Genomic DNA, 16,683 nt, shown 5'->3' with positions numbered 1-16,683 from the left:
CTAAACTGCCCCCCGCGTTTCGCGGCTTTCGACCCAGTCAGTTATGTCGCTTTCGCGCCAGGCGACGAGGCGAGTGCCAAGCTTCACGGGCTGGGGGAAATCCCCACGTTTCATCCATTCGTAAAGCGTCGAGCGCGACAGCCCGGTGCGAGCCTCCACATCCGGGCGGCGAAGCAAATTCACTGCCATGTCTGTCTCCTTCTACATGGACACAGCAGGACTGCTGTGTTTCATGCCGGAAATCAGAGCATGAAATCACAGACACCGGGAGCGAACGCAGATCGCCAGATGGGTTCGCACTAGTTTTCGGATGGAGCGCCGCGACCTATGTGAGAATAGACGCTCCCGCAGTGAAGCATCTTCTCCTTTAGCTTCTCAGGCGAAAGACTTTTGAACGGAACTCCAAGACAGATTTCGTCCCGACGTTTCATCCACCCCTGAACAGCCTTTGCCGTCACATTGTAAGCTGTTCTGACCGTCTTGTTTGGAGAGCGGTCTGCAATGTCTCCTCGTGACACGGCCTCAATGTAGAGGACGCCATATGCGATGTGATGCCTTTCAAGTAGATACAATGGCCTGCCGCCAATCCGCGCATATTCAATAATTTTTGGGACTATCCCAGTGGAAATTTCTTCAGATATATCTGCGAGACGTGCAAAAACGTATTGTGGAAAGGGCTGCAGTTCATAGTCGTACTGCAGGCGCGTGCGCGTGAACATCCAGAGTACTGCGTTGACAGCCATCCACCAATGTCGAACCGCTTCAGATTTTGCTTTCGACTTCTCGGGCCCTTCGGCATCGAGCCGACAGATTTCTTGAAACGCAGCTTCCTCTTGGTCCAGAAGTTCAGTCCATTCCTCGCACAATATTTGTATTGTAGGGTTCGGTTTCTGTTCCGTCATTCAAAACCTATAATCTTCGCAGAACCAATAGTTACAACGTTGTCACCCAGTGTTCCTTCACCGCGCAAGAATTCCGCCCATGCTGCCATCATGTCCCGCCGCCGTTCGAGGATGTCGCTGCGCTGATAGGCGCGTTCCACCTCGGAGCCTATGAAGTGCGCGAGAGCAATTTCGGCCATGTCGCGGGCATAGCCGCGCTCTGCCGCCCACTGCCGGAAAGTTGAGCGCAGCCCATGCGGCACGGCTGGACGCTTGCTGGCTGGGTCAAGATAACCCGTCCGACCTGCCTTAAACTCGGCTTCCTGCATACGGCGCATGACTGCGGATATACTCATATCGGATAGCATTCCGCCGCGAGGGGAAAAGAACACGTAGGGACTGGTGTTCAGGCGGGGCAGCGCGTCAAGCAGATCGACTGCCGCAGAGGTCAAAGGAACGCGATGCTCACGACCATTCTTCATCCGTGAAGCCGGAATGGTCCAAACGGCCCGTCGTGTCGCAGATGTCGCGGATGTCGCAGCGTCCCCAAGGTCAAATTCATCCCATGTTGCGCCACGTACCTCGCCCGAGCGCGCGGCGGTCAGAGTAAGGAACTTCAAAGCTTCCGCTGCCATACCCTCGCGCTTTTGAAGGTCAGCCCACCAACCAGCAACGTCAGAGAGAGCCAGAGCGGGCTGATGATGGCCCTTCTTCACCTTCGCAGGCTTTGGAAGCATTTCGGATAGATTGCCCTTCCAGCGGGCCGGATTGTCTCCCTCCCGATGCCCAGCCACGGTGGCCCATGAAAGTACATTCTCAATGCGACCACGAAGCCGTGACGCAGTCTCCGTCTTATCGTTCCAGATGGGTTGCAGAACGCGCAAAAGGTCTTGAACGGTGATTTCTGACACCAACATGCGCCCCAGAACAGGTGTCGCATAGTTGTCGAGCGTTGAGCGCCATTGCTTGCGATGCTTCTCGTTCCGAAATTCTGAAAGCTTCGAGGCAAGGTATTCATCTACAGCGGCTGCGAATGTCTTGCCTTCCCGCGCCTTGCGCTTGGCGGCCAGAGGGTCACCGCCCAAGATCGCCGTTCCACGGTTCTCCAGTGCTAGTTTTCGGGCGGTTGCCAGCGATACAGCAGGAGGGCTGCCAAGCCCAAGTTCACAGCGCTTTCCGCGAATAGTGATACGTTGCACCCACTGGCGCGCACCGTTCTTGGCGACACGAAGGAACAAACCCTGACCATCGAAGTACTTGCCTGGTTCAGTTACTGTCTCAACGAACCGCGCCGAAAGGGCCTTCTCTGGTCGTCTGATGTTTTCGCGTCGCATCTACATCCCCCGGCTCATCCCCCACATCAGCGTGGATTGCAATGGATCATGCCGGAACTATTCGCACAAGGGAAGGGTATCTGTGTCCCATTTTTTCTACATATAGGGACGTTTACGGATCATGCTGGAACATAGCTTGGCGGCCTGTCTCTCCGCCATATTACCTAAATATCGCCCCGCCCTGGTTCAGCCCGGCGCCAGCAGTGACACAGACTGCCGCACTTCGAGGAATGACCAGATCGCTCGCGTGACCCTGTTCGATCGCTCCTTGTTGCGAAAAAGCCGGATCGACAGGTCGACCGCCCAGGCCGGATCGCCTGTGCGCACCAGAATGCCGCTTTCGAGATCGGGCAGCACGAGGCTCTTGGGCAGCCAAGCCACCCCCTCGCCCGCCCGCGCCCTGATGCGCAGCGCACCCGCCATCGCGTTCTCGTAGACTGTGCGCAAATGCTCGGAGATGCCGTGTTCGGCGAAAAGCGGCTCCAGATGCCTGCCGATGGGCGCGGTATTCCCGAAACGCAGGTAGGGCATCTTTACCCCTTCCCCCTCGAAATCGAACATGGGCCTGCCGTCCGCCGCAGGTTTGCATACGGGCAAAAGCTGATCCTCGCCGATCACGATAGAATCGACAGCCTTCTCCGCAGGCCCCTCGCCACGGGCGTAGGCGACAACAAAATCCACGTCGCCGTTCCGCAAATCGCGCATGCAGGCCGGCAGATCGTCCGCCCGCAGACGCGACAGGATCGGCCCGTAGGCCTCTTCCAGCGCCTGCAGCCACGCGGGGTAAAACCGCCAGCCGATTGAATGCTGCGCCCCGAAGGTCACCACGTATTTGTCCGGCAGCGACTGAACTTCGAGGATCTGGCTGCGCTCCTGCTCGATCCGCGCGAGCGCCTGCAATCCCGCCTCCAGCATCTGCGTGCCCGCCTCGGTCAGGCGCACCGGCTGATGTTTTCGATTGACCAGTGTCGCCCCCACCCAGGCCTCCAGCGACTTGATGCGCCGACTGAAGGCCGGCTGGCTGAGATTGCCCAGTGCAGCGGCCTGAGAGAAGTTCCCAGTATGCCGCAACCGCTCAAGGTCACGAAAGAGAAGAATGTCCATGATCCAAACATAATGCAAAATCTGCATAATGTCATTGAAACATAGCATTGGATTAGAATCCGCGCCCGCTCCAAGCTGATCGCGACCGATAAAGGAGCAGGATTTGCCATGGCCCAAGCCCAGACACTGTCGCGTGACAAAGCCGGGATCGACTTTGACCGCTTTCCCCGCACCGCCCTGTGCCACAGCCCCACGCCGATTGAGGCCATGCCCCGGCTCAGCGAGCATCTGGGCGGCCCTCGCCTGTTCATCAAGCGCGACGATTGCACCGGCCTTGCCATGGGCGGCAACAAGACGCGCAAGCTGGAATTCCTCGTGGGCGAGGCGATGCAGGAAAAAGCCGACATGCTGGTCACCCAGGGCGCCGTGCAGTCCAATCACGTACGCCAGACCGCGGCGGCGGCCTGCAAGGTCGGCATGAAATGCCATGTCCTGCTGGAACGCCGCGTGCGGGACCGCGCTGCGTCTTACGAGCAGACCGGCAACGTTCTGCTCGACGATCTTTTTGGCGCCACACACGAATTCCGCCCCTCCGGCCTCGACATGAACGCCGAGGCACAGGCGGTCACGGACAAGCTCAGGGAAGCAGGCCATCGCCCCTATTTCATTCCCGGCGGCGGGTCGAACCCGACAGGCGCGCTAGGCTACGCGAAATGCGCGCAGGAAATCGCGGATCATACGCGCGAGACCGGCCAGAACTTTGACTGGCTGGTGATGGGCACCGGCAGCACTGGCACCCAGGCCGGCCTTGTCGCCGGGTTCGAGGCCATTGGCCACAACCTGCCCGTGATGGGCGTCAGCGTCCGCCAGCCGCGCGAGCGGCAGATGAACGCGGTCCACGCACTGACCCAGAAAACGCTCGAGAAACTGGGGGCCGAGGGCGTCCCGCTCAGCAAGGTATTCGTCGATGACGGCTATGTCGGCGAAGGCTACGGCATTCCAGCGGAGTCCACCCTTGAGGCAATCCGCCTGCTTGCGCAGCAGGAAGGCATCCTTCTCGATCCCGTCTACTCGGCCAAGGGCATGGCGGGATTGATCGGCATGGTCCGGCAGGGTTTCTTCAAACCCACGGACAACGTGCTTTTCCTTCACACCGGCGGGGCCAGCGCCCTTTTCGCCTACGAGGATCAGCTTCGCGCGTCACTGAAATAACCGACGCCAAAAGGCGCGGACCAACAGAGGAGAATAAAATGAAAATCACCATGAAATCAGGCGCTTTCGCCGCGGCCTTCAGCCTGCTCGCCCTGCCTGCCGCCGCAGAGGAGGTCAAGATCGGCGTGCCGTCCTGGACCGGCGCTCAGGCCATTGCCCATGTGCTGGGCGAGATCGTGACATCCCGCATCGGCGGCCAGGTCGAATATGTCCCCGGCAACAACGCCACGATCTTTCAGGCCATGGACCAGGGCAAGGGCGACATCGACGTGCATCCCGATGTCTGGCTTCCCAACCAGGAAAGCTTCACCAATGAATACGTGGACGGCAAGGGCACGGTCACCCTGTCCTCCAACCCCTACGAGGGCAATCAGGGCTTCTGCGTGTCAAAGGATTTCGCCGCCAAGATGAACATCACCGACATCGCTGATCTGGGCCGTCCCGACGTGGCAGCCGCCATGGACAGCGACGGCAACGGCAAGGGCGAGATGTGGATCGGCGCGCCCGGCTGGGCCTCGGCCAACGTGAATGAGGTCAAGGTGCGCGACTACGGGCTGCTCGACTTCATCGAACCCATTCGCGCCGAAGAAGCGGTCAAGACCGCGCGTATCAAGGATTCCATCGCCAAGGGTGAAGGGTATGCCTTCTATTGCTACGAGCCGCACGCGGTGTGGTTCATGTTCGACGTGACCATGCTGACCGAGCCGACCTACGATCCGGCGAAATACGTGATGGTCCAGCCCTCGGACGACGCGGATTGGTACACCAAGTCCATGGTCGCCACCAAGGATGACCTCAAGCAGGTGCAGATCGCCTGGTCCAACTCTCTGGCCGACCGCTCGCCCGCCATCACCGAGTTCTTCCAGAACTTCTCACTTTCGGCGCAGGACGTCTCCAGCCTCGCCTTCGAGATCAGCGCCAATGGCCGCGAGCCCTCGGACGTTGCCAAGGAATGGGTTGAGGCGAACTCAGAGCGTGTCGACAAAATGCTGGGCCTCTGACCCGCCGACATGAACTTTGGCAGCACCGGCCAGACCGGTGCTGCCCTGACCGATGGCAGAAAGCACTATGAGCGACGATAAAGTCATCGAAATATCCAACGTCTGGAAGATCTTCGGGCCCAAACCTGAACTGGCACTCAAGGCCATCCACGAACGCGGCCTGACCAAGGCCGAGGTGCTGGCCGAAATGGGCGCCGTCGTCGGCGTGGCCGACGTGAGCCTCTCCGTCAATCGGGGGGAAATCTTCTGCATCATGGGCCTGTCCGGCTCGGGCAAATCCACGCTGGTGCGCCACTTCAACCGCTTGCTGGAACCCACGGCAGGCAAGATCGAGATCGAGGGCACCGACGTCATGGCGCTGGGCCCGAAGGAACTGCAGCGCTTCCGCAACCAGAAGATCGGCATGGTCTTCCAGAACTTCGCCCTAATGCCGCACCGCTCGGTGCTCGATAATGTGGCGATGCCTCTGGAAATTCGCCAGGTCGCCAAGAACGAACGCATGCGCCAGGCCGCCGCGATCCTCGACATCGTGGAGCTGGGTGCCTGGGGATCGAAATTCGCGCACGAGCTTTCGGGCGGCATGCAGCAACGCGTGGGCCTCGCCCGCGCGCTCGCCGCCAACCCGGACGTTCTGCTGATGGACGAGCCCTTCTCGGCGCTCGACCCGCTGATCCGGCGGCAGCTGCAGGACGAGTTCATCCGATTATCGAAGATCCTCAAGAAAACCACTGTTTTCATTACACATGATCTGGATGAGGCGGTCCGCATCGGGGACCGCATCGCGATCATGCGCGACGGCAAGATGGTGCAGGTCGGCACCGCCGAGGACATCGTGATGCACCCCGCCGACGACTACGTCGCCGACTTCGTCGCGGGCATCTCGCGGCTCAAGGTCGTGCATGCCCATGCGGTCATGCAGCCTATCGACGACTTCATCAAGGCCTCCGGCCCCCTGCCCGCCGATGCCCCCCGCGTGAACGAGAAAGAAACCCTGAGCAACCTGATCAACCTCGCCATCGACGACGAGAACGCCATCCTCGTCGAGGACGGTGGCGTCGACGTGGGCGTGATCACCCGCGCCGACCTCTTGCGGACGGTGATCGAGGGAACGGAGGTGTCATGAAAGACGACAACGTCAACCCGCTGGAAGACACCGAAAGCGACGCCGCCCGCGCCTACGCCGATGAGCGGCGCGAGAACATCCGCACCTTCGTGCGCACCAGCCCTGACTACTACATCCGCAACTTCGACAAGATCGGCGCCTCCGCCCGCTTCACCCCCACCTTCAACGCCATGGCGGGGCTTTTCGGCCCCATCTGGTTCGGCGCGCGCGGCCTCTGGTCCTGGGCGCTGCCCTTCCTCATCCTCGAAGCGCTCGCCTTCGTCCAGATCGCGCGTGGCCTCTTCGGAGACCTCGCCGCCGACGCCATGGCGCGCATCGCTTCCATCGAAGGCACGCTGGAACTGCGCCGCCAGCAACTCGCCGCCGCGATCGAGGCGAATTCCGACAAGGTCGACGTCTACCAGCGCACTGTGGATTCGCTTGAGGCCAACATCGGCGGCATTCGCGCCGAAGCCGAGGCGCTGGCCGCCGAAGGGCCGACCATTGCCCTCACCGGCCTGCTGATCCTGCTGGCCGTCAAGGTCGCGCAATCCCTCGTCGCCAACTGGGCGCTCGAGGCACGTTTCTCCGACTGGCTCTCCGACCGGTCCATCCGCTCCGGCATGCCGATGTCCCAGATCGTCTTCAGCGCGATCTTCATGGCGCTCATGGTCATCGCGGCCATGCTGCACTACAGCTTCCCCGACCGCTTCAACCTGCTCAGTACCTTCCCGACAGACCCCGATATTCGACTGGTCAGCATCGACTGGGTCGAGGCCTTCTTCAACTGGGCGGTTCTCAATGGCGAAGCCCTTTTCGACGGCATCACCTATTGCATCCGCCTCGTCCTCGACGCGCTGGAACTGGTCTTTGTCAGCACGCCCTGGATCGTTATCGCCTCGCTCATCATCCTGCTGACCTGGCTCACCGCCGGGGTGCGCATGGCGATCTACTCGGGCGCCTTCCTCGCCTACATGGGCTTTCTGGGGTTCTGGGAAAAAGCCATGACCACCCTCGCCCTTCTGGGCACCGCGGCCTGCCTCTCGATCCTCATCGGCATCCCGCTCGGCATGTTCGCCGCCCGCCGCCCGCGCTTTTACGCCGCGATCCAGCCGATCATGGATTTTATGCAGACCATGCCCGCTTTCGTCTTCATGATCCCAGTCATCGCCTTTTTCGGGACCGGCAAGCCCGCCGCCGTTGTTACCACGATGATCTTCGGTGGCACGCCCGTCGTGCGCCTCACGGTTCTCGGCCTGCGCGGCGTCCCCGAAAGCGTCCGCGAGGCCGCGATCAGCTTCGGGGCGAACAAGTGGTACCTGCTGACCAAGGTCGACCTGCCGCTCGCCAGCCCCTCGATCCGCGCGGGCATCAACCAGACGATCATGCTCTCGCTTGCCATGGTGGTGGTGGCGTCCCTGATCGGTGCGAAAGGCCTTGGCGAAGACGTGCTCGAAGCCCTGCAATACGCCAACGTGGGCCAGGGCATCCTTGCCGGTTTCTCCATCCTCTTCTGCGCCATGATCCTTGATCGCATCGTGCAGGGCGGCCGCCGTTGAGGCCGCTCGTCCTCGTCCATGGCTTCATGGGCGGCAGCGATCAGTGGAAGGGACAGGCACCACTGGGTGAGACACGACCGCTCGTCACGGTCGACCTGCCCGGCTTCGGACGGAACGCCCATCTCGATCCCATCGACCGTATCGAGGGGTTCGCCGACTGGGTGCTGAGCGACATGAGCCGTCAGGGCATCGGGACATTCGACCTTCTGGGTCACTCCATGGGCGGCATGATCGTGCAGGAGATGGTGCACCGGGCCCCCGAACGGGTAGCAAGGCTGATCCTCTACGGCACTGGTGCCGTCGGCGTTCTGCCCGGTCGGTTTGAGCCGATCTCCACCTCGATGGAGCGCGCGCGCACCGACGGACCCGCCGCAACCGCGCGCCGTATCTCGGCCACCTGGTTTCTGGATACCGAATCCGCGCCTGCCTACGCCGACTGCGCGGCCATTGCCGAAAAGTCATCATTGCCCGTGATCCTTGCGGGGCTCGACGCGATGCAGTCCTGGAGCGGTGAAAAGAACCTCGCCCGGATCACGGCGGAAACCCTGATCCTCTGGGGCGACCGGGACCGTACCTATCCCTGGTCCCAGACCGAAACCCTCTGGCGGGGCATCACCGGCAGCAGTCTGGCGGTCATCCCCGGCTGTGCCCATGCCGTGCACATGGAGGAGCCGGCACTCTTCAACCGTCTTGTCGAAAGGTTTCTTTCTCTGGTCTGAGCATGCCGATTTCTGGCAGTCTTTCGGGAAGGGAGCGCCAGAAACCACCTATCGACCTGCAGGCCAAATCCCCCAAATCGCCCCCTCCGCGACCTGCGATGGCCATATTTTTCCATTCTATTCAGATGGTTTTCGCAGTAGGCTGATGCACCGTGGACCAGACCAGAGAAGAGATTGCCGCACGTCACGCCCGGATATTCGACCTTCTCAGGGCCGAAAAGCTTGATCCGCGTCCGGGTGAAAGGGCTGCTGCCGCGGCGCGGCACTACCTTGACGACAGGACCGCGCACCGGATGATCGATGAGGCGGTTGCGTCGCTGCGCCGCCCCGCCCCGCCAACCGTCCGTGAAAGACGGGCGGTCAGCCTGTCCGATCTCTTCGGGAACCGTTCGTCCCGCTGACCTGCGACCTCTAGAAGAACGCCCCCGCGTCGAGCCCGACAGTGATCGCCCCGATCACGGCACCGGTGTCCGGGTCGGTCACGGCAAAGGACACCTGCCCCTGGTAAAGCTGCGTGCTTTCGTCAAGCTCGATCTCGTCGATAAAGACCGCGCCTGCGCCCTTCCCGAAGGTCTGCTGGAACTTCGCCTCGTCCCCCTGCCAGTAGTCCGAGGTCACACCGCTCGCGGCGACGTTCAACCCCTTGCCGTCCATGACAAACACCTCGGTGATCCGCCCGTCGGCAAGCGCGACGCGCTCTTTCAGAAACGCCGACAGGGGCGCGTTCAGAACACCGTCGATCATCGGTGATGACGCTTGCCCCACCTCTGCCCGCCAGGTGGTCTCGCGCGCGATGATCTCGTCCTCGGTCAGCGCCGCGGTCCGCAGGTTCTGCTGCCTGACCGCCGCGACGATCTGCGGGTCATTCACCCAGCGCATCAGGTCGTTATAGATATAGCTGGACATCTCCGGCGGCACATCGGCGGCCCGGACCATGGGCGCTGCCAGCACGGAAAGGGCGAAAAGCGTGGCTCTGATCATATTTCAATCCCCAAGACTGCATTCAGCCTGCCCATCGGCAAACCAGATGCAGCCTTAGCGCGCGCGCTTTAAAGTCGGGTAAATGACCTCAGTCCTCGGTCTCGCCGCGAAAGCCGGTGGCCACGACGAATTTCTCCGAACTGTCCGACCGGCTGGCCGGCGGCTTGATGTTGGCCACTTTGCGAAACCGCTGCTTGAGCAGCTTCTGCAGATCCCCCTCGGCCCCGCCCGCCAGCACCTTGGCGACAAAGGTGCCGCCCTCCTCCAGCACGTCGAAGGCGAAGTAGGCCGCCGCCTCGCAGAGCGCGATGATCCGCAGGTGATCCGTCTGCTTGTGCCCCGAGGACGCCGCCGCCATGTCCGACATCACCACATCGGCCTTGCCGCCCAGCCATTCCTTGACCTTGAGGTCCGCGTCGTCCTCCAGGAAATCGAGCTGGTGCAGCTCGCAGCCCGCGATGGGCTCCATCTCCTGCAGGTCGATGCCCAGGATCGTACCCTGCGCCTTGCCGCTCTTCTCGCCCAGTACATTGCAGCGTTTCACCGCCACCTGGCACCAGCCGCCCGGCGCCGCGCCCAGATCGACCACCCGCGCGCCGGGCACCAGGAACCGGTACTTGTCATCCAGCTCCATGATCTTGTAGGCCGCCCGGCCCCGATACCCTTCGGCCTTGGCGCGTTTCACGTAGGGGTCGTTGAGCTGCCGCTGCAGCCAGCGGGTCGAACTCAGCTTGCGGCCGCGGGCCGATTTGACCTTGACCTTCAGCTCGCGCTGGCCGCGCCCCGAGGTGTTCTTGCCGCTTGGTGTCTTGGCCATCTCAGGAGACCCCCTCTTGCAATACGCCGTCCGCGCTCATCTGTGCATAAAGCAGCCCTTCCCGGAGCCCCCGGTCCGCCACGCTCAGCCGGTCAGTGGGCCAGCAGCGCATGAGCGCCTGCAGGATCGCGGCCCCCGACATGATCAGCGCCGCCCGGTCCGAGCCGATGCGCGGGTCGGAGCGGCGTCCCGAAGGTCCCATGGCAAGATAGGAATGGATCACCTTGTCGATCTGGTCGGAGGTCATGCGCAGCCCGTCGATCTTGGTCCGGTCGTAGCGCTTAAGCCCCAGATGACTTGCTGCGACGGTCGTCACGGTGCCCGAGGTGCCGACGATCTGGAACCGTTCCTGCGGCTGCGCGGAATGATAGGGCGTGAAATCCGACAGATTTTCCTCGAAGTACCAGCTCATCAGCGCAAAGCGCGCCGCGTCGTCCTCCACATCGTTGAACTGATCCCGCAGCGTTGCCACCCCGAGCGGCACCGAGATCCAGTCGACCACCCGCGCCGCGGGCTCGTCCGACCGGGCCTGCTGGAACCCGTTGTGCAACCGCATGATGCTGCGCGCGCGGTCCTTCTTGGGCACCTTGGAGATGTCGATCCACACCAGCTCGGTCGAGCCTCCACCGATGTCCACGACCAGCAGATTTTCGGTCTTGCGGCTGACCAGCGGCGCGCAGGAAATCGCGGCAAGCTGGGCCTCTTCCTCGGGCGTGATGATGTCGAGCGTGAGGCCCGTCTCGCGCTGGATCCGGCGCATGAATTCCGCACCGTTCAGCGCCCGGCGGCATGCCTCGGTCGCGACCAGCCGCATGCGGGCGACCTTGTTGCGGCGGATTTTCTGCTGACAGATGCGAAGCGCCTGAATGGTGCGCGCCATTGATCCGCGCGACAAGCGCCCGGTCTTCTCGAGCCCCGACCCAAGCTGGACGGACTTCGAGAAACTGTCCACCACATGAAAACCGCTCCCTTTTGGCTGAGCGATCAACATACGGCAGCTATTTGTGCCCAGATCGAGGGCTGCATATAGCTCGGACGATCTGGACGGAACTGGCGCGGGGCTCAGAGCCGGTCGGTTGTCCTTATCGAGCGCGCCCGCACCTTTGGGACGCTGTGGCGCCATCTTTCGCGCCTTTCATTTCGAGTTGCCTTAAAGGTAGTCGCGGAACCGGCGTCACGCAAGCGTGAAGCTGTGCGACACCGCAAAATCAGCCGTCCGGATAGAGGCTCCGGTACCGGGCGATCCAAGCCGCGCTGGTCGCATTGGCCAGCTTGCGCACCCCGGGCGCGACCCCCGATGCCAGTGCCGGATCCTGCCCGATGAACGCGAGAACCAGCGCCAGCACCCCGTTCGGGTTCTCCGCCAGCGCCTCGTAGGTGATCCTCAGGGGCGTGATCCCCTCTGCGGCGAACCAGGCCTCCCAGGCCGCGTCATATCCTGCAAGCTCGAGCTTTCTTGCATGGATCGCCGCCGCGTCGAAGCCTTCCGGCTGCGTCGGCTCCAAGTGCTCCAGCGCGGACCCATCAGGTCGCTGGTGCCAGAACCCGGTCTGCTCCGCGCGAAGGTAGGACACGGCCTCGGCCAGCTTGTCGGCACGGGAAAGGTGGACAAAGCGCGTCGGTCCAAAGGCCGCATCGAATCCTGCCGGCGCGGAGGGCTGACCCGGATGGGCCCGGTCAAGCCACGCGCAGGCCAACCCCAGATCGGGGCCCATGACACGCATCCCAAAGACCGGCGTGTCACCACGCCCCTCCTTCCGCATGGCGTCGAAATAACGCTTCGTGAATTCCGGGTCTTGTGGATCCGCAGGCCCGGTGATCCCCCAGTCGTCACACCATTCCTGCAGGCTCTTTTCCCGAAAAAAGGAATCCGGCCTGCCCGCAACGCCGGTCCGTGCAAGCATGTCGCAAAGCAGGGTCGTCCCGCTGCGCGGATTGCTGCAGATCACATAGGCGGCGGCGGAATCGGTCATGCCCCGGTCTAGCGCGCGCCGGTCATCAAGACCATGCGGCACACCTCACGACGATGTTGAGAATTATGATGCCCCGGCCCTCTTAAAGCGCGCCTGAGGGCCTGCTATTTCACGAAGGTCGCGGATGACGCTCCGGTGGTCGAAAAACGCCACTGAATGGCGGGGCCCAGCCGTTAGACAGCGACGCAACAAGGACCCGAGGAATCACCCATGCCTGACGTCACAATCGTTTACTGGCGCGACATCCCGGCCCAGGTGATCGTAGGCAAGGGGCGCCGTGGCGCCAAGCGACAGCTGCCCGAGCGGTTCGAACAGGCCATCGACCGCGCCGCCATGAAGGTCGGCGCGCAGGATACCGACGCCTATCTCGCCGAATGGCGCAAGGCCGCGCCCTTCGAGGTCGATGGCGAGCCCGAGGCGGTGGCCGATGCCGAGGCCGCACGCCTCGACGCAGCATACGACAAGGAGCGCATCAAGGCGCTGATCGCGAACGACGGTTGGGCCTGAGGCCCGCACTACATGATAAAGGACAAGATCATGGCACTGTTGAACTTCCGCCGCAAAGAGGCACCGGCCGAGACCACCTCCTCCCCCGAGGTCGATGCGTTCCTCAAGGACTATTCGATCGAGGTCATGCCCCGGACGGCCGAAAAGGTGGAAGACTTCACCGCGCTCCTGCCCTCTGGCACGCGCGTCTACATCGCCCATATCGAGGGCACGCCGATCGAGGACATGGTCGCCACCGCCAGGCGCCTGAATGCCGACGGCTACAGGGTCATGCCGCACTTCCCGGCGCGCATCATCAAGGACCGCGCGACGCTTGCCAACTGGATTGCCATGTACCAGGGCGAGGCGGACGTGAAACAGGCGCTTCTGCTGGCCGGTGGCGTGTCCGAGCCCCATGGCGATTTCAGCGACTCCATGCAGCTGATGGAAACCGGCCTCTTTGACGAGGCGGGTTTCGAGCGTCTCCACGTAGCAGGCCACCCCGAGGGCAACCGCGACATCGACACCGACGGCAGCCGCCGCAATGTCGACGCGGCACTCAAGTGGAAGAACGATTTCCAGACCCGCACAGACGCAAAGATGGCCATCGCCACCCAGTTCGCCTTCGACGCGCAGCCGATCATCGCCTGGGCTGACAGCCTCAAGAACGCGGGCATCACCTTGCCCGTTCACATCGGCATCGCCGGTCCCGCGAAATTGCAGACCCTAATCAAGTTCGCCATCGCCTGCGGCGTCGGTCCCTCGCTCAAGGTCCTGCAGAAGCGCGCCATGGACGTGACCAAGCTTCTCCTGCCCTATGAGCCGACGGAGGTGATCCAGCAGCTTGCCCTGCACAAGGCGGCCAACCCGGATTTCAACATCACCAACGTCCACTTCTTCCCGCTTGGCGGCATCAAGACCAATGCCACCTGGGCCATCGAAAACGGCGGCGCTTCCACCGTCCCCGCAAACCCATCCTGAGAGAGCAGCACATGACCCGCACCATCGTCGAATCCAAAACCAAAACCGCCGTCATTGGCTTTGACGAGCCTTTCTGCGTGATCGGTGAGCGGATCAATCCCACAGGCCGCAAGGTCCTGTCCGAGGAACTGGAGCGCGGCGATTTCTCCCGCGTGGAGGCGGATGCCGTTGCACAGGCCAATGCCGGTGCCACCGTGCTCGACGTCAACTCCGGTGCCGTTTTCTCGAACAAGATGGCAGAGGACCCGCGCTACGCCGACAACAATTTCGTCGAGCCGATGTTGATGCCCGAGCTGATCAAGCGTGTGCAGGCGGTCACCGACCTGCCGATCTGCATCGACAGCTCCGTCCCGGGCGCGCTTGAGGCGGGGCTCGAAGCCTGCGAGGGCCGTCCCCTGCTGAACTCTGTCACGGGCGAGGAAGAGCGCCTTGAGCAGGTTCTCCCGCTGGTCAAGAAGTACAACGTGCCGGTCGTCGCGATCTCCAACGACGACACCGGCATTTCCGAGGACCCCGACGTTCGTTTCGCCGTAGCCAAGAAGATCGTCGAGCGTGCCGCAGACCACGGCATCCCGTCCCATGACATCGTGGTCGACCCGCTCGTCATGCCCATCGGTGCCATGGCCACGGCGGGCCACCAGGTCTTCACCCTCGTCCGCCGCCTGCGCGAGGAACTGGGCGTGAACACCACCTGCGGTGCCTCCAACATCTCCTTCGGCTTGCCGAACCGTCATGGCATCAACAACGCCTTCCTGCCCATGGCCATGGGCGCGGGCATGACCTCGGCCATCATGAACCCCGTGGCCCTGCCGGTGACCGCCGCGAAGATCGCCGAGAAGAAGGCGGAACTGGCAGCACTTGGCTTTGTACTGCCTGAGGGCATGGACGACGAAGCCTTTGTCCAGCTGTTCGGCATGGGCTCGACCAGACCGCGCCCGGGCAAGGAGATGGAAGCCATTCGCGCCGCCAACTTCCTCTTTGACCGTGACCCGCACGGCGGCGAATGGATCAAGTTCAACAAGGTGGCCCCCAAGGCCGGCCAGGAAGGCCGCGGCCGCGCGGGCCGCACTGGCGGCCGACGCCGCAGCGCCTGAGACCGCGCCACATCGACAAATGACAGGCCCTGCCAATGGCGGGGCCTTTTTCTTGGGCCGTCCCGCCGGAAAATGCCCATGGCCGCGCCGGCGGTAACGCGGAATTAACAGACCGCCCCCTAGAACCTGCGCATTCAATCAGATGCGGAGTGTTCACATGCCCCCTGCCCGATTTCACCCTGCGGTGATCTGCCATGGCTGACCCGGTCGTCCTGGAAGGAAAGCTCGACCTCGCAACCGTGTCCGCTCTGCACGCGACGCTGGGCGCGCGGCTGGATGACGACATCACACTGGATTTCGCCAAGGTCACGCAGATCGGCGCATTGTGCCTGCAGGTCTGCCTTGCCGCCGCCCGCGCGGCAAGGGCGGCGGGCAAGGTTGTTTCGGTGATCAACCTCCCCGATCCCGTCGCAACGCAACTGGCCTGCATGGGCTTCGACGCGGAAAGACTGGCGGAGGGCGCGGCATGACCCTCGAAATCCTCGCGGTGGACGACAGCCGCACGATGCGCGACATGATCCGCCTTGCGCTCATGCCCTCGGGCTTCACCGTGCACACCGCCGACGATGGCGTTCATGGCATCGAGGTGCTCAGCACCATCGAACCCGATGCCATCATCACCGACATCAACATGCCGCGGATGGACGGTTTCGGTTTCATCGACGCGGTGCGCGAACAGGAAAAGCACCGCGCCACCCCGATCCTCGTCCTCACGACCGAGGCCGCGCCGGAGCTCAAGAAACGCGCCCGCGACGCAGGCGCCACAGGCTGGATCGTCAAGCCTTTCGATCCGGCCAAGCTGGTCAAGGCGTTGCAGATGGTGGCAGGCTAGGAGCGCGCGATGAGCACCGACCCGATGGCAGAAATTCGCGCCTCCTTCTTCATCGAATGCGAGGAGCTTCTCGAGGCCCTGCAAGACGGCCTGCAGATGATGGACGACGGCGAGGACGATCCCGAGACCATCAATGTCGTCTTCCGTGCGGTTCATTCCATAAAGGGCGGTGCCGGTGCCTTCGGGCTTGAGGCGCTGGTCCGCTTCGCCCACCGCTACGAAACCGTTCTCGACGAGGTGCGCGCCGGTCGCCTGCAGGTGGAGCCCGAGGCGCTCAAGGTTTTCTTCTAGGCCGCCGACCACCTGTCGGATCTCGTCCGCATCAGCCGGGACGAGGCGGGGCTGCCGACCGAGGAAACGGCCCGCCTCATCGAGGCGCTCAATGCCTTCCTCGGCGACGACGCCGGTGCCGAGGAGGAACCGGATGAACAGATCGACTTCCAGCCCATGGGCCTCGCCCTGGACCTTGATCTCTCCGACGAGGATACGCCCGAAGGGGAGCCCACGCCGCTTTCCCTCGACGATCTGCCCCCGCCTCCGGATTTTGGCCCGGCCGCTGAGGATATGGTTGCCACCTACACCATCCGTTTTGTCCTGTGTGGATGGCTCCTGCAAAGCAAGACATTTTTGAAGTGATCGGCCTTTTGTCAGAAGCGGTCTTGTGTCC

Annotated in this window: 21 protein-coding genes; 13 read left to right on the top strand and 8 right to left on the bottom strand. The window is 62.7% G+C overall.

What is annotated here, in order from left to right; all coding sequences use genetic code 11:
* The 4 genes from AB2B41_RS20975 to AB2B41_RS20960 all read right to left on the bottom strand — a co-directional run bounded on the left by AB2B41_RS20975 (position 1) and on the right by AB2B41_RS20960 (position 3,319).
* The gene (locus AB2B41_RS20975) at positions 1–189 is read right to left on the bottom strand and encodes a helix-turn-helix transcriptional regulator (RefSeq protein WP_367879786.1); all 189 of its coding nucleotides are present in this window, start codon (positions 187–189) and stop codon (positions 1–3) included.
* Between the two features lie 110 nt (positions 190–299).
* Complete coding sequence (locus tag AB2B41_RS20970; protein ID WP_367879785.1) at positions 300–902, bottom strand: hypothetical protein; 603 nt, start codon at positions 900–902, stop codon at positions 300–302.
* The gene (locus AB2B41_RS20965; protein WP_367879784.1) at positions 899–2,215 is read right to left on the bottom strand and encodes a tyrosine-type recombinase/integrase; all 1,317 of its coding nucleotides are present in this window, start codon (positions 2,213–2,215) and stop codon (positions 899–901) included. The genes AB2B41_RS20970 and AB2B41_RS20965 overlap by 4 nt, the downstream gene beginning before the upstream one ends.
* A gap of 186 nt (positions 2,216–2,401) precedes the next feature.
* Positions 2,402–3,319: a LysR substrate-binding domain-containing protein gene (locus tag AB2B41_RS20960; RefSeq protein ID WP_367879783.1), complete on the bottom strand. Its 918-nt coding sequence runs from the start codon at positions 3,317–3,319 to the stop codon at positions 2,402–2,404.
* A gap of 147 nt (positions 3,320–3,466) precedes the next feature.
* On the opposite strand from AB2B41_RS20960, the gene cuyA reads away from it, so the two are divergent.
* The 6 genes from cuyA to AB2B41_RS20930 all read left to right on the top strand — a co-directional run bounded on the left by cuyA (position 3,467) and on the right by AB2B41_RS20930 (position 9,253).
* On the top strand, positions 3,467–4,471 hold the full coding sequence (gene cuyA, locus AB2B41_RS20955; protein ID WP_474104445.1) for a D-cysteate sulfo-lyase: 1,005 nt from the start codon (positions 3,467–3,469) through the stop codon (positions 4,469–4,471).
* Between the two features lie 38 nt (positions 4,472–4,509).
* A complete protein-coding gene (locus tag AB2B41_RS20950) occupies positions 4,510–5,472 on the top strand; it encodes an ABC transporter substrate-binding protein (protein WP_367879781.1) in 963 nt (320 codons plus the stop codon).
* 67 nt (positions 5,473–5,539) lie between these two features.
* On the top strand, positions 5,540–6,595 hold the full coding sequence (locus AB2B41_RS20945) for a quaternary amine ABC transporter ATP-binding protein (RefSeq protein ID WP_367879780.1): 1,056 nt from the start codon (positions 5,540–5,542) through the stop codon (positions 6,593–6,595).
* On the top strand, positions 6,592–8,133 hold the full coding sequence (locus AB2B41_RS20940; RefSeq protein ID WP_367879779.1) for an ABC transporter permease: 1,542 nt from the start codon (positions 6,592–6,594) through the stop codon (positions 8,131–8,133). The genes AB2B41_RS20945 and AB2B41_RS20940 overlap by 4 nt, the downstream gene beginning before the upstream one ends.
* On the top strand, positions 8,130–8,852 hold the full coding sequence (locus tag AB2B41_RS20935; protein WP_367879778.1) for an alpha/beta fold hydrolase: 723 nt from the start codon (positions 8,130–8,132) through the stop codon (positions 8,850–8,852). Before AB2B41_RS20940 ends, AB2B41_RS20935 begins: the two co-directional genes overlap by 4 nt.
* A gap of 152 nt (positions 8,853–9,004) precedes the next feature.
* On the top strand, positions 9,005–9,253 hold the full coding sequence (locus AB2B41_RS20930) for a hypothetical protein (protein WP_367879777.1): 249 nt from the start codon (positions 9,005–9,007) through the stop codon (positions 9,251–9,253).
* A gap of 10 nt (positions 9,254–9,263) precedes the next feature.
* Here AB2B41_RS20930 and AB2B41_RS20925 read toward each other — a convergent pair whose 3' ends face one another.
* The 4 genes from AB2B41_RS20925 to AB2B41_RS20910 all read right to left on the bottom strand — a co-directional run bounded on the left by AB2B41_RS20925 (position 9,264) and on the right by AB2B41_RS20910 (position 12,623).
* Entirely contained in the window at positions 9,264–9,833 is a 570-nt protein-coding gene (locus tag AB2B41_RS20925; RefSeq protein ID WP_367879776.1) for a hypothetical protein, read from the bottom strand.
* Between the two features lie 88 nt (positions 9,834–9,921).
* Positions 9,922–10,650: an RlmE family RNA methyltransferase gene (locus tag AB2B41_RS20920; RefSeq protein WP_367879775.1), complete on the bottom strand. Its 729-nt coding sequence runs from the start codon at positions 10,648–10,650 to the stop codon at positions 9,922–9,924.
* Between the two features lies 1 nt (position 10,651).
* On the bottom strand, positions 10,652–11,773 hold the full coding sequence (locus tag AB2B41_RS20915; protein ID WP_367879774.1) for a Ppx/GppA phosphatase family protein: 1,122 nt from the start codon (positions 11,771–11,773) through the stop codon (positions 10,652–10,654).
* Between the two features lie 85 nt (positions 11,774–11,858).
* A complete protein-coding gene (locus AB2B41_RS20910; protein WP_367879773.1) occupies positions 11,859–12,623 on the bottom strand; it encodes a Stf0 family sulfotransferase in 765 nt (254 codons plus the stop codon).
* A 210-nt stretch (positions 12,624–12,833) separates the two neighbouring features.
* Here AB2B41_RS20910 and AB2B41_RS20905 point away from each other — a divergent pair, with 210 nt between their 5' ends.
* The 7 genes from AB2B41_RS20905 (at position 12,834) to AB2B41_RS20875 (ending at position 16,652) form a co-directional block, all read left to right on the top strand.
* The gene (locus tag AB2B41_RS20905) at positions 12,834–13,130 is read left to right on the top strand and encodes a virulence factor (RefSeq protein ID WP_367879772.1); all 297 of its coding nucleotides are present in this window, start codon (positions 12,834–12,836) and stop codon (positions 13,128–13,130) included.
* 30 nt (positions 13,131–13,160) lie between these two features.
* Positions 13,161–14,090: a methylenetetrahydrofolate reductase gene (locus tag AB2B41_RS20900; protein WP_367879771.1), complete on the top strand. Its 930-nt coding sequence runs from the start codon at positions 13,161–13,163 to the stop codon at positions 14,088–14,090.
* A gap of 11 nt (positions 14,091–14,101) precedes the next feature.
* Complete coding sequence (locus tag AB2B41_RS20895) at positions 14,102–15,184, top strand: methyltetrahydrofolate cobalamin methyltransferase (RefSeq protein WP_367879770.1); 1,083 nt, start codon at positions 14,102–14,104, stop codon at positions 15,182–15,184.
* Between the two features lie 194 nt (positions 15,185–15,378).
* Positions 15,379–15,654 carry an STAS domain-containing protein gene (locus AB2B41_RS20890; protein ID WP_367879769.1) on the top strand — a complete coding sequence of 92 codons (276 nt, stop codon included), beginning with the start codon at positions 15,379–15,381 and terminating at the stop codon, positions 15,652–15,654.
* Positions 15,651–16,016: a response regulator gene (locus AB2B41_RS20885; RefSeq protein WP_367879768.1), complete on the top strand. Its 366-nt coding sequence runs from the start codon at positions 15,651–15,653 to the stop codon at positions 16,014–16,016. Before AB2B41_RS20890 ends, AB2B41_RS20885 begins: the two co-directional genes overlap by 4 nt.
* Before the next feature lie 9 nt (positions 16,017–16,025).
* Positions 16,026–16,307 (top strand): Hpt domain-containing protein, encoded by a 282-nt coding sequence (locus AB2B41_RS20880; protein WP_367879767.1) that lies wholly within the window; start codon positions 16,026–16,028, stop codon positions 16,305–16,307.
* Between the two features lie 156 nt (positions 16,308–16,463).
* On the top strand, positions 16,464–16,652 hold the full coding sequence (locus tag AB2B41_RS20875; RefSeq protein WP_367879766.1) for a hypothetical protein: 189 nt from the start codon (positions 16,464–16,466) through the stop codon (positions 16,650–16,652).
* Positions 16,653–16,683: the final 31 nt, after the last annotated feature.

This window comes from Sulfitobacter sediminis, from assembly GCF_040811725.1.
Classification (GTDB): Bacteria; Pseudomonadota; Alphaproteobacteria; order Rhodobacterales; family Rhodobacteraceae; genus Sulfitobacter; species Sulfitobacter sediminis.
Note: the sequence above shows the minus strand (reverse complement) of the source record. Positions and strands in the feature narration are given on the sequence as shown.

Bases quoted from the DNA above. Each gene is read 5' to 3' on its own strand.
- AB2B41_RS20875 (WP_367879766.1), top strand. From the start codon at position 16,464: ATGGGCCTCGCCCTGGACCTTGATCTCTCCGACGAGGATACGCCCGAA.
- AB2B41_RS20960 (WP_367879783.1), bottom strand. From the start codon at position 3,319: ATGGACATTCTTCTCTTTCGTGACCTTGAGCGGTTGCGGCATACTGGG.
- AB2B41_RS20950 (WP_367879781.1), top strand. From the start codon at position 4,510: ATGAAAATCACCATGAAATCAGGCGCTTTCGCCGCGGCCTTCAGCCTG.
- AB2B41_RS20975 (WP_367879786.1), bottom strand. From the start codon at position 189: ATGGCAGTGAATTTGCTTCGCCGCCCGGATGTGGAGGCTCGCACCGGG.
- AB2B41_RS20910 (WP_367879773.1), bottom strand. From the start codon at position 12,623: ATGACCGATTCCGCCGCCGCCTATGTGATCTGCAGCAATCCGCGCAGC.
- AB2B41_RS20880 (WP_367879767.1), top strand. From the start codon at position 16,026: ATGAGCACCGACCCGATGGCAGAAATTCGCGCCTCCTTCTTCATCGAA.
- AB2B41_RS20970 (WP_367879785.1), bottom strand. From the start codon at position 902: ATGACGGAACAGAAACCGAACCCTACAATACAAATATTGTGCGAGGAA.
- AB2B41_RS20965 (WP_367879784.1), bottom strand. From the start codon at position 2,215: ATGCGACGCGAAAACATCAGACGACCAGAGAAGGCCCTTTCGGCGCGG.
- AB2B41_RS20895 (WP_367879770.1), top strand. From the start codon at position 14,102: ATGACCCGCACCATCGTCGAATCCAAAACCAAAACCGCCGTCATTGGC.
- AB2B41_RS20940 (WP_367879779.1), top strand. From the start codon at position 6,592: ATGAAAGACGACAACGTCAACCCGCTGGAAGACACCGAAAGCGACGCC.
- AB2B41_RS20885 (WP_367879768.1), top strand. From the start codon at position 15,651: ATGACCCTCGAAATCCTCGCGGTGGACGACAGCCGCACGATGCGCGAC.
- AB2B41_RS20925 (WP_367879776.1), bottom strand. From the start codon at position 9,833: ATGATCAGAGCCACGCTTTTCGCCCTTTCCGTGCTGGCAGCGCCCATG.
- AB2B41_RS20915 (WP_367879774.1), bottom strand. From the start codon at position 11,773: ATGGCGCCACAGCGTCCCAAAGGTGCGGGCGCGCTCGATAAGGACAAC.
- AB2B41_RS20920 (WP_367879775.1), bottom strand. From the start codon at position 10,650: ATGGCCAAGACACCAAGCGGCAAGAACACCTCGGGGCGCGGCCAGCGC.
- AB2B41_RS20945 (WP_367879780.1), top strand. From the start codon at position 5,540: ATGAGCGACGATAAAGTCATCGAAATATCCAACGTCTGGAAGATCTTC.
- AB2B41_RS20890 (WP_367879769.1), top strand. From the start codon at position 15,379: ATGGCTGACCCGGTCGTCCTGGAAGGAAAGCTCGACCTCGCAACCGTG.
- AB2B41_RS20905 (WP_367879772.1), top strand. From the start codon at position 12,834: ATGCCTGACGTCACAATCGTTTACTGGCGCGACATCCCGGCCCAGGTG.
- AB2B41_RS20900 (WP_367879771.1), top strand. From the start codon at position 13,161: ATGGCACTGTTGAACTTCCGCCGCAAAGAGGCACCGGCCGAGACCACC.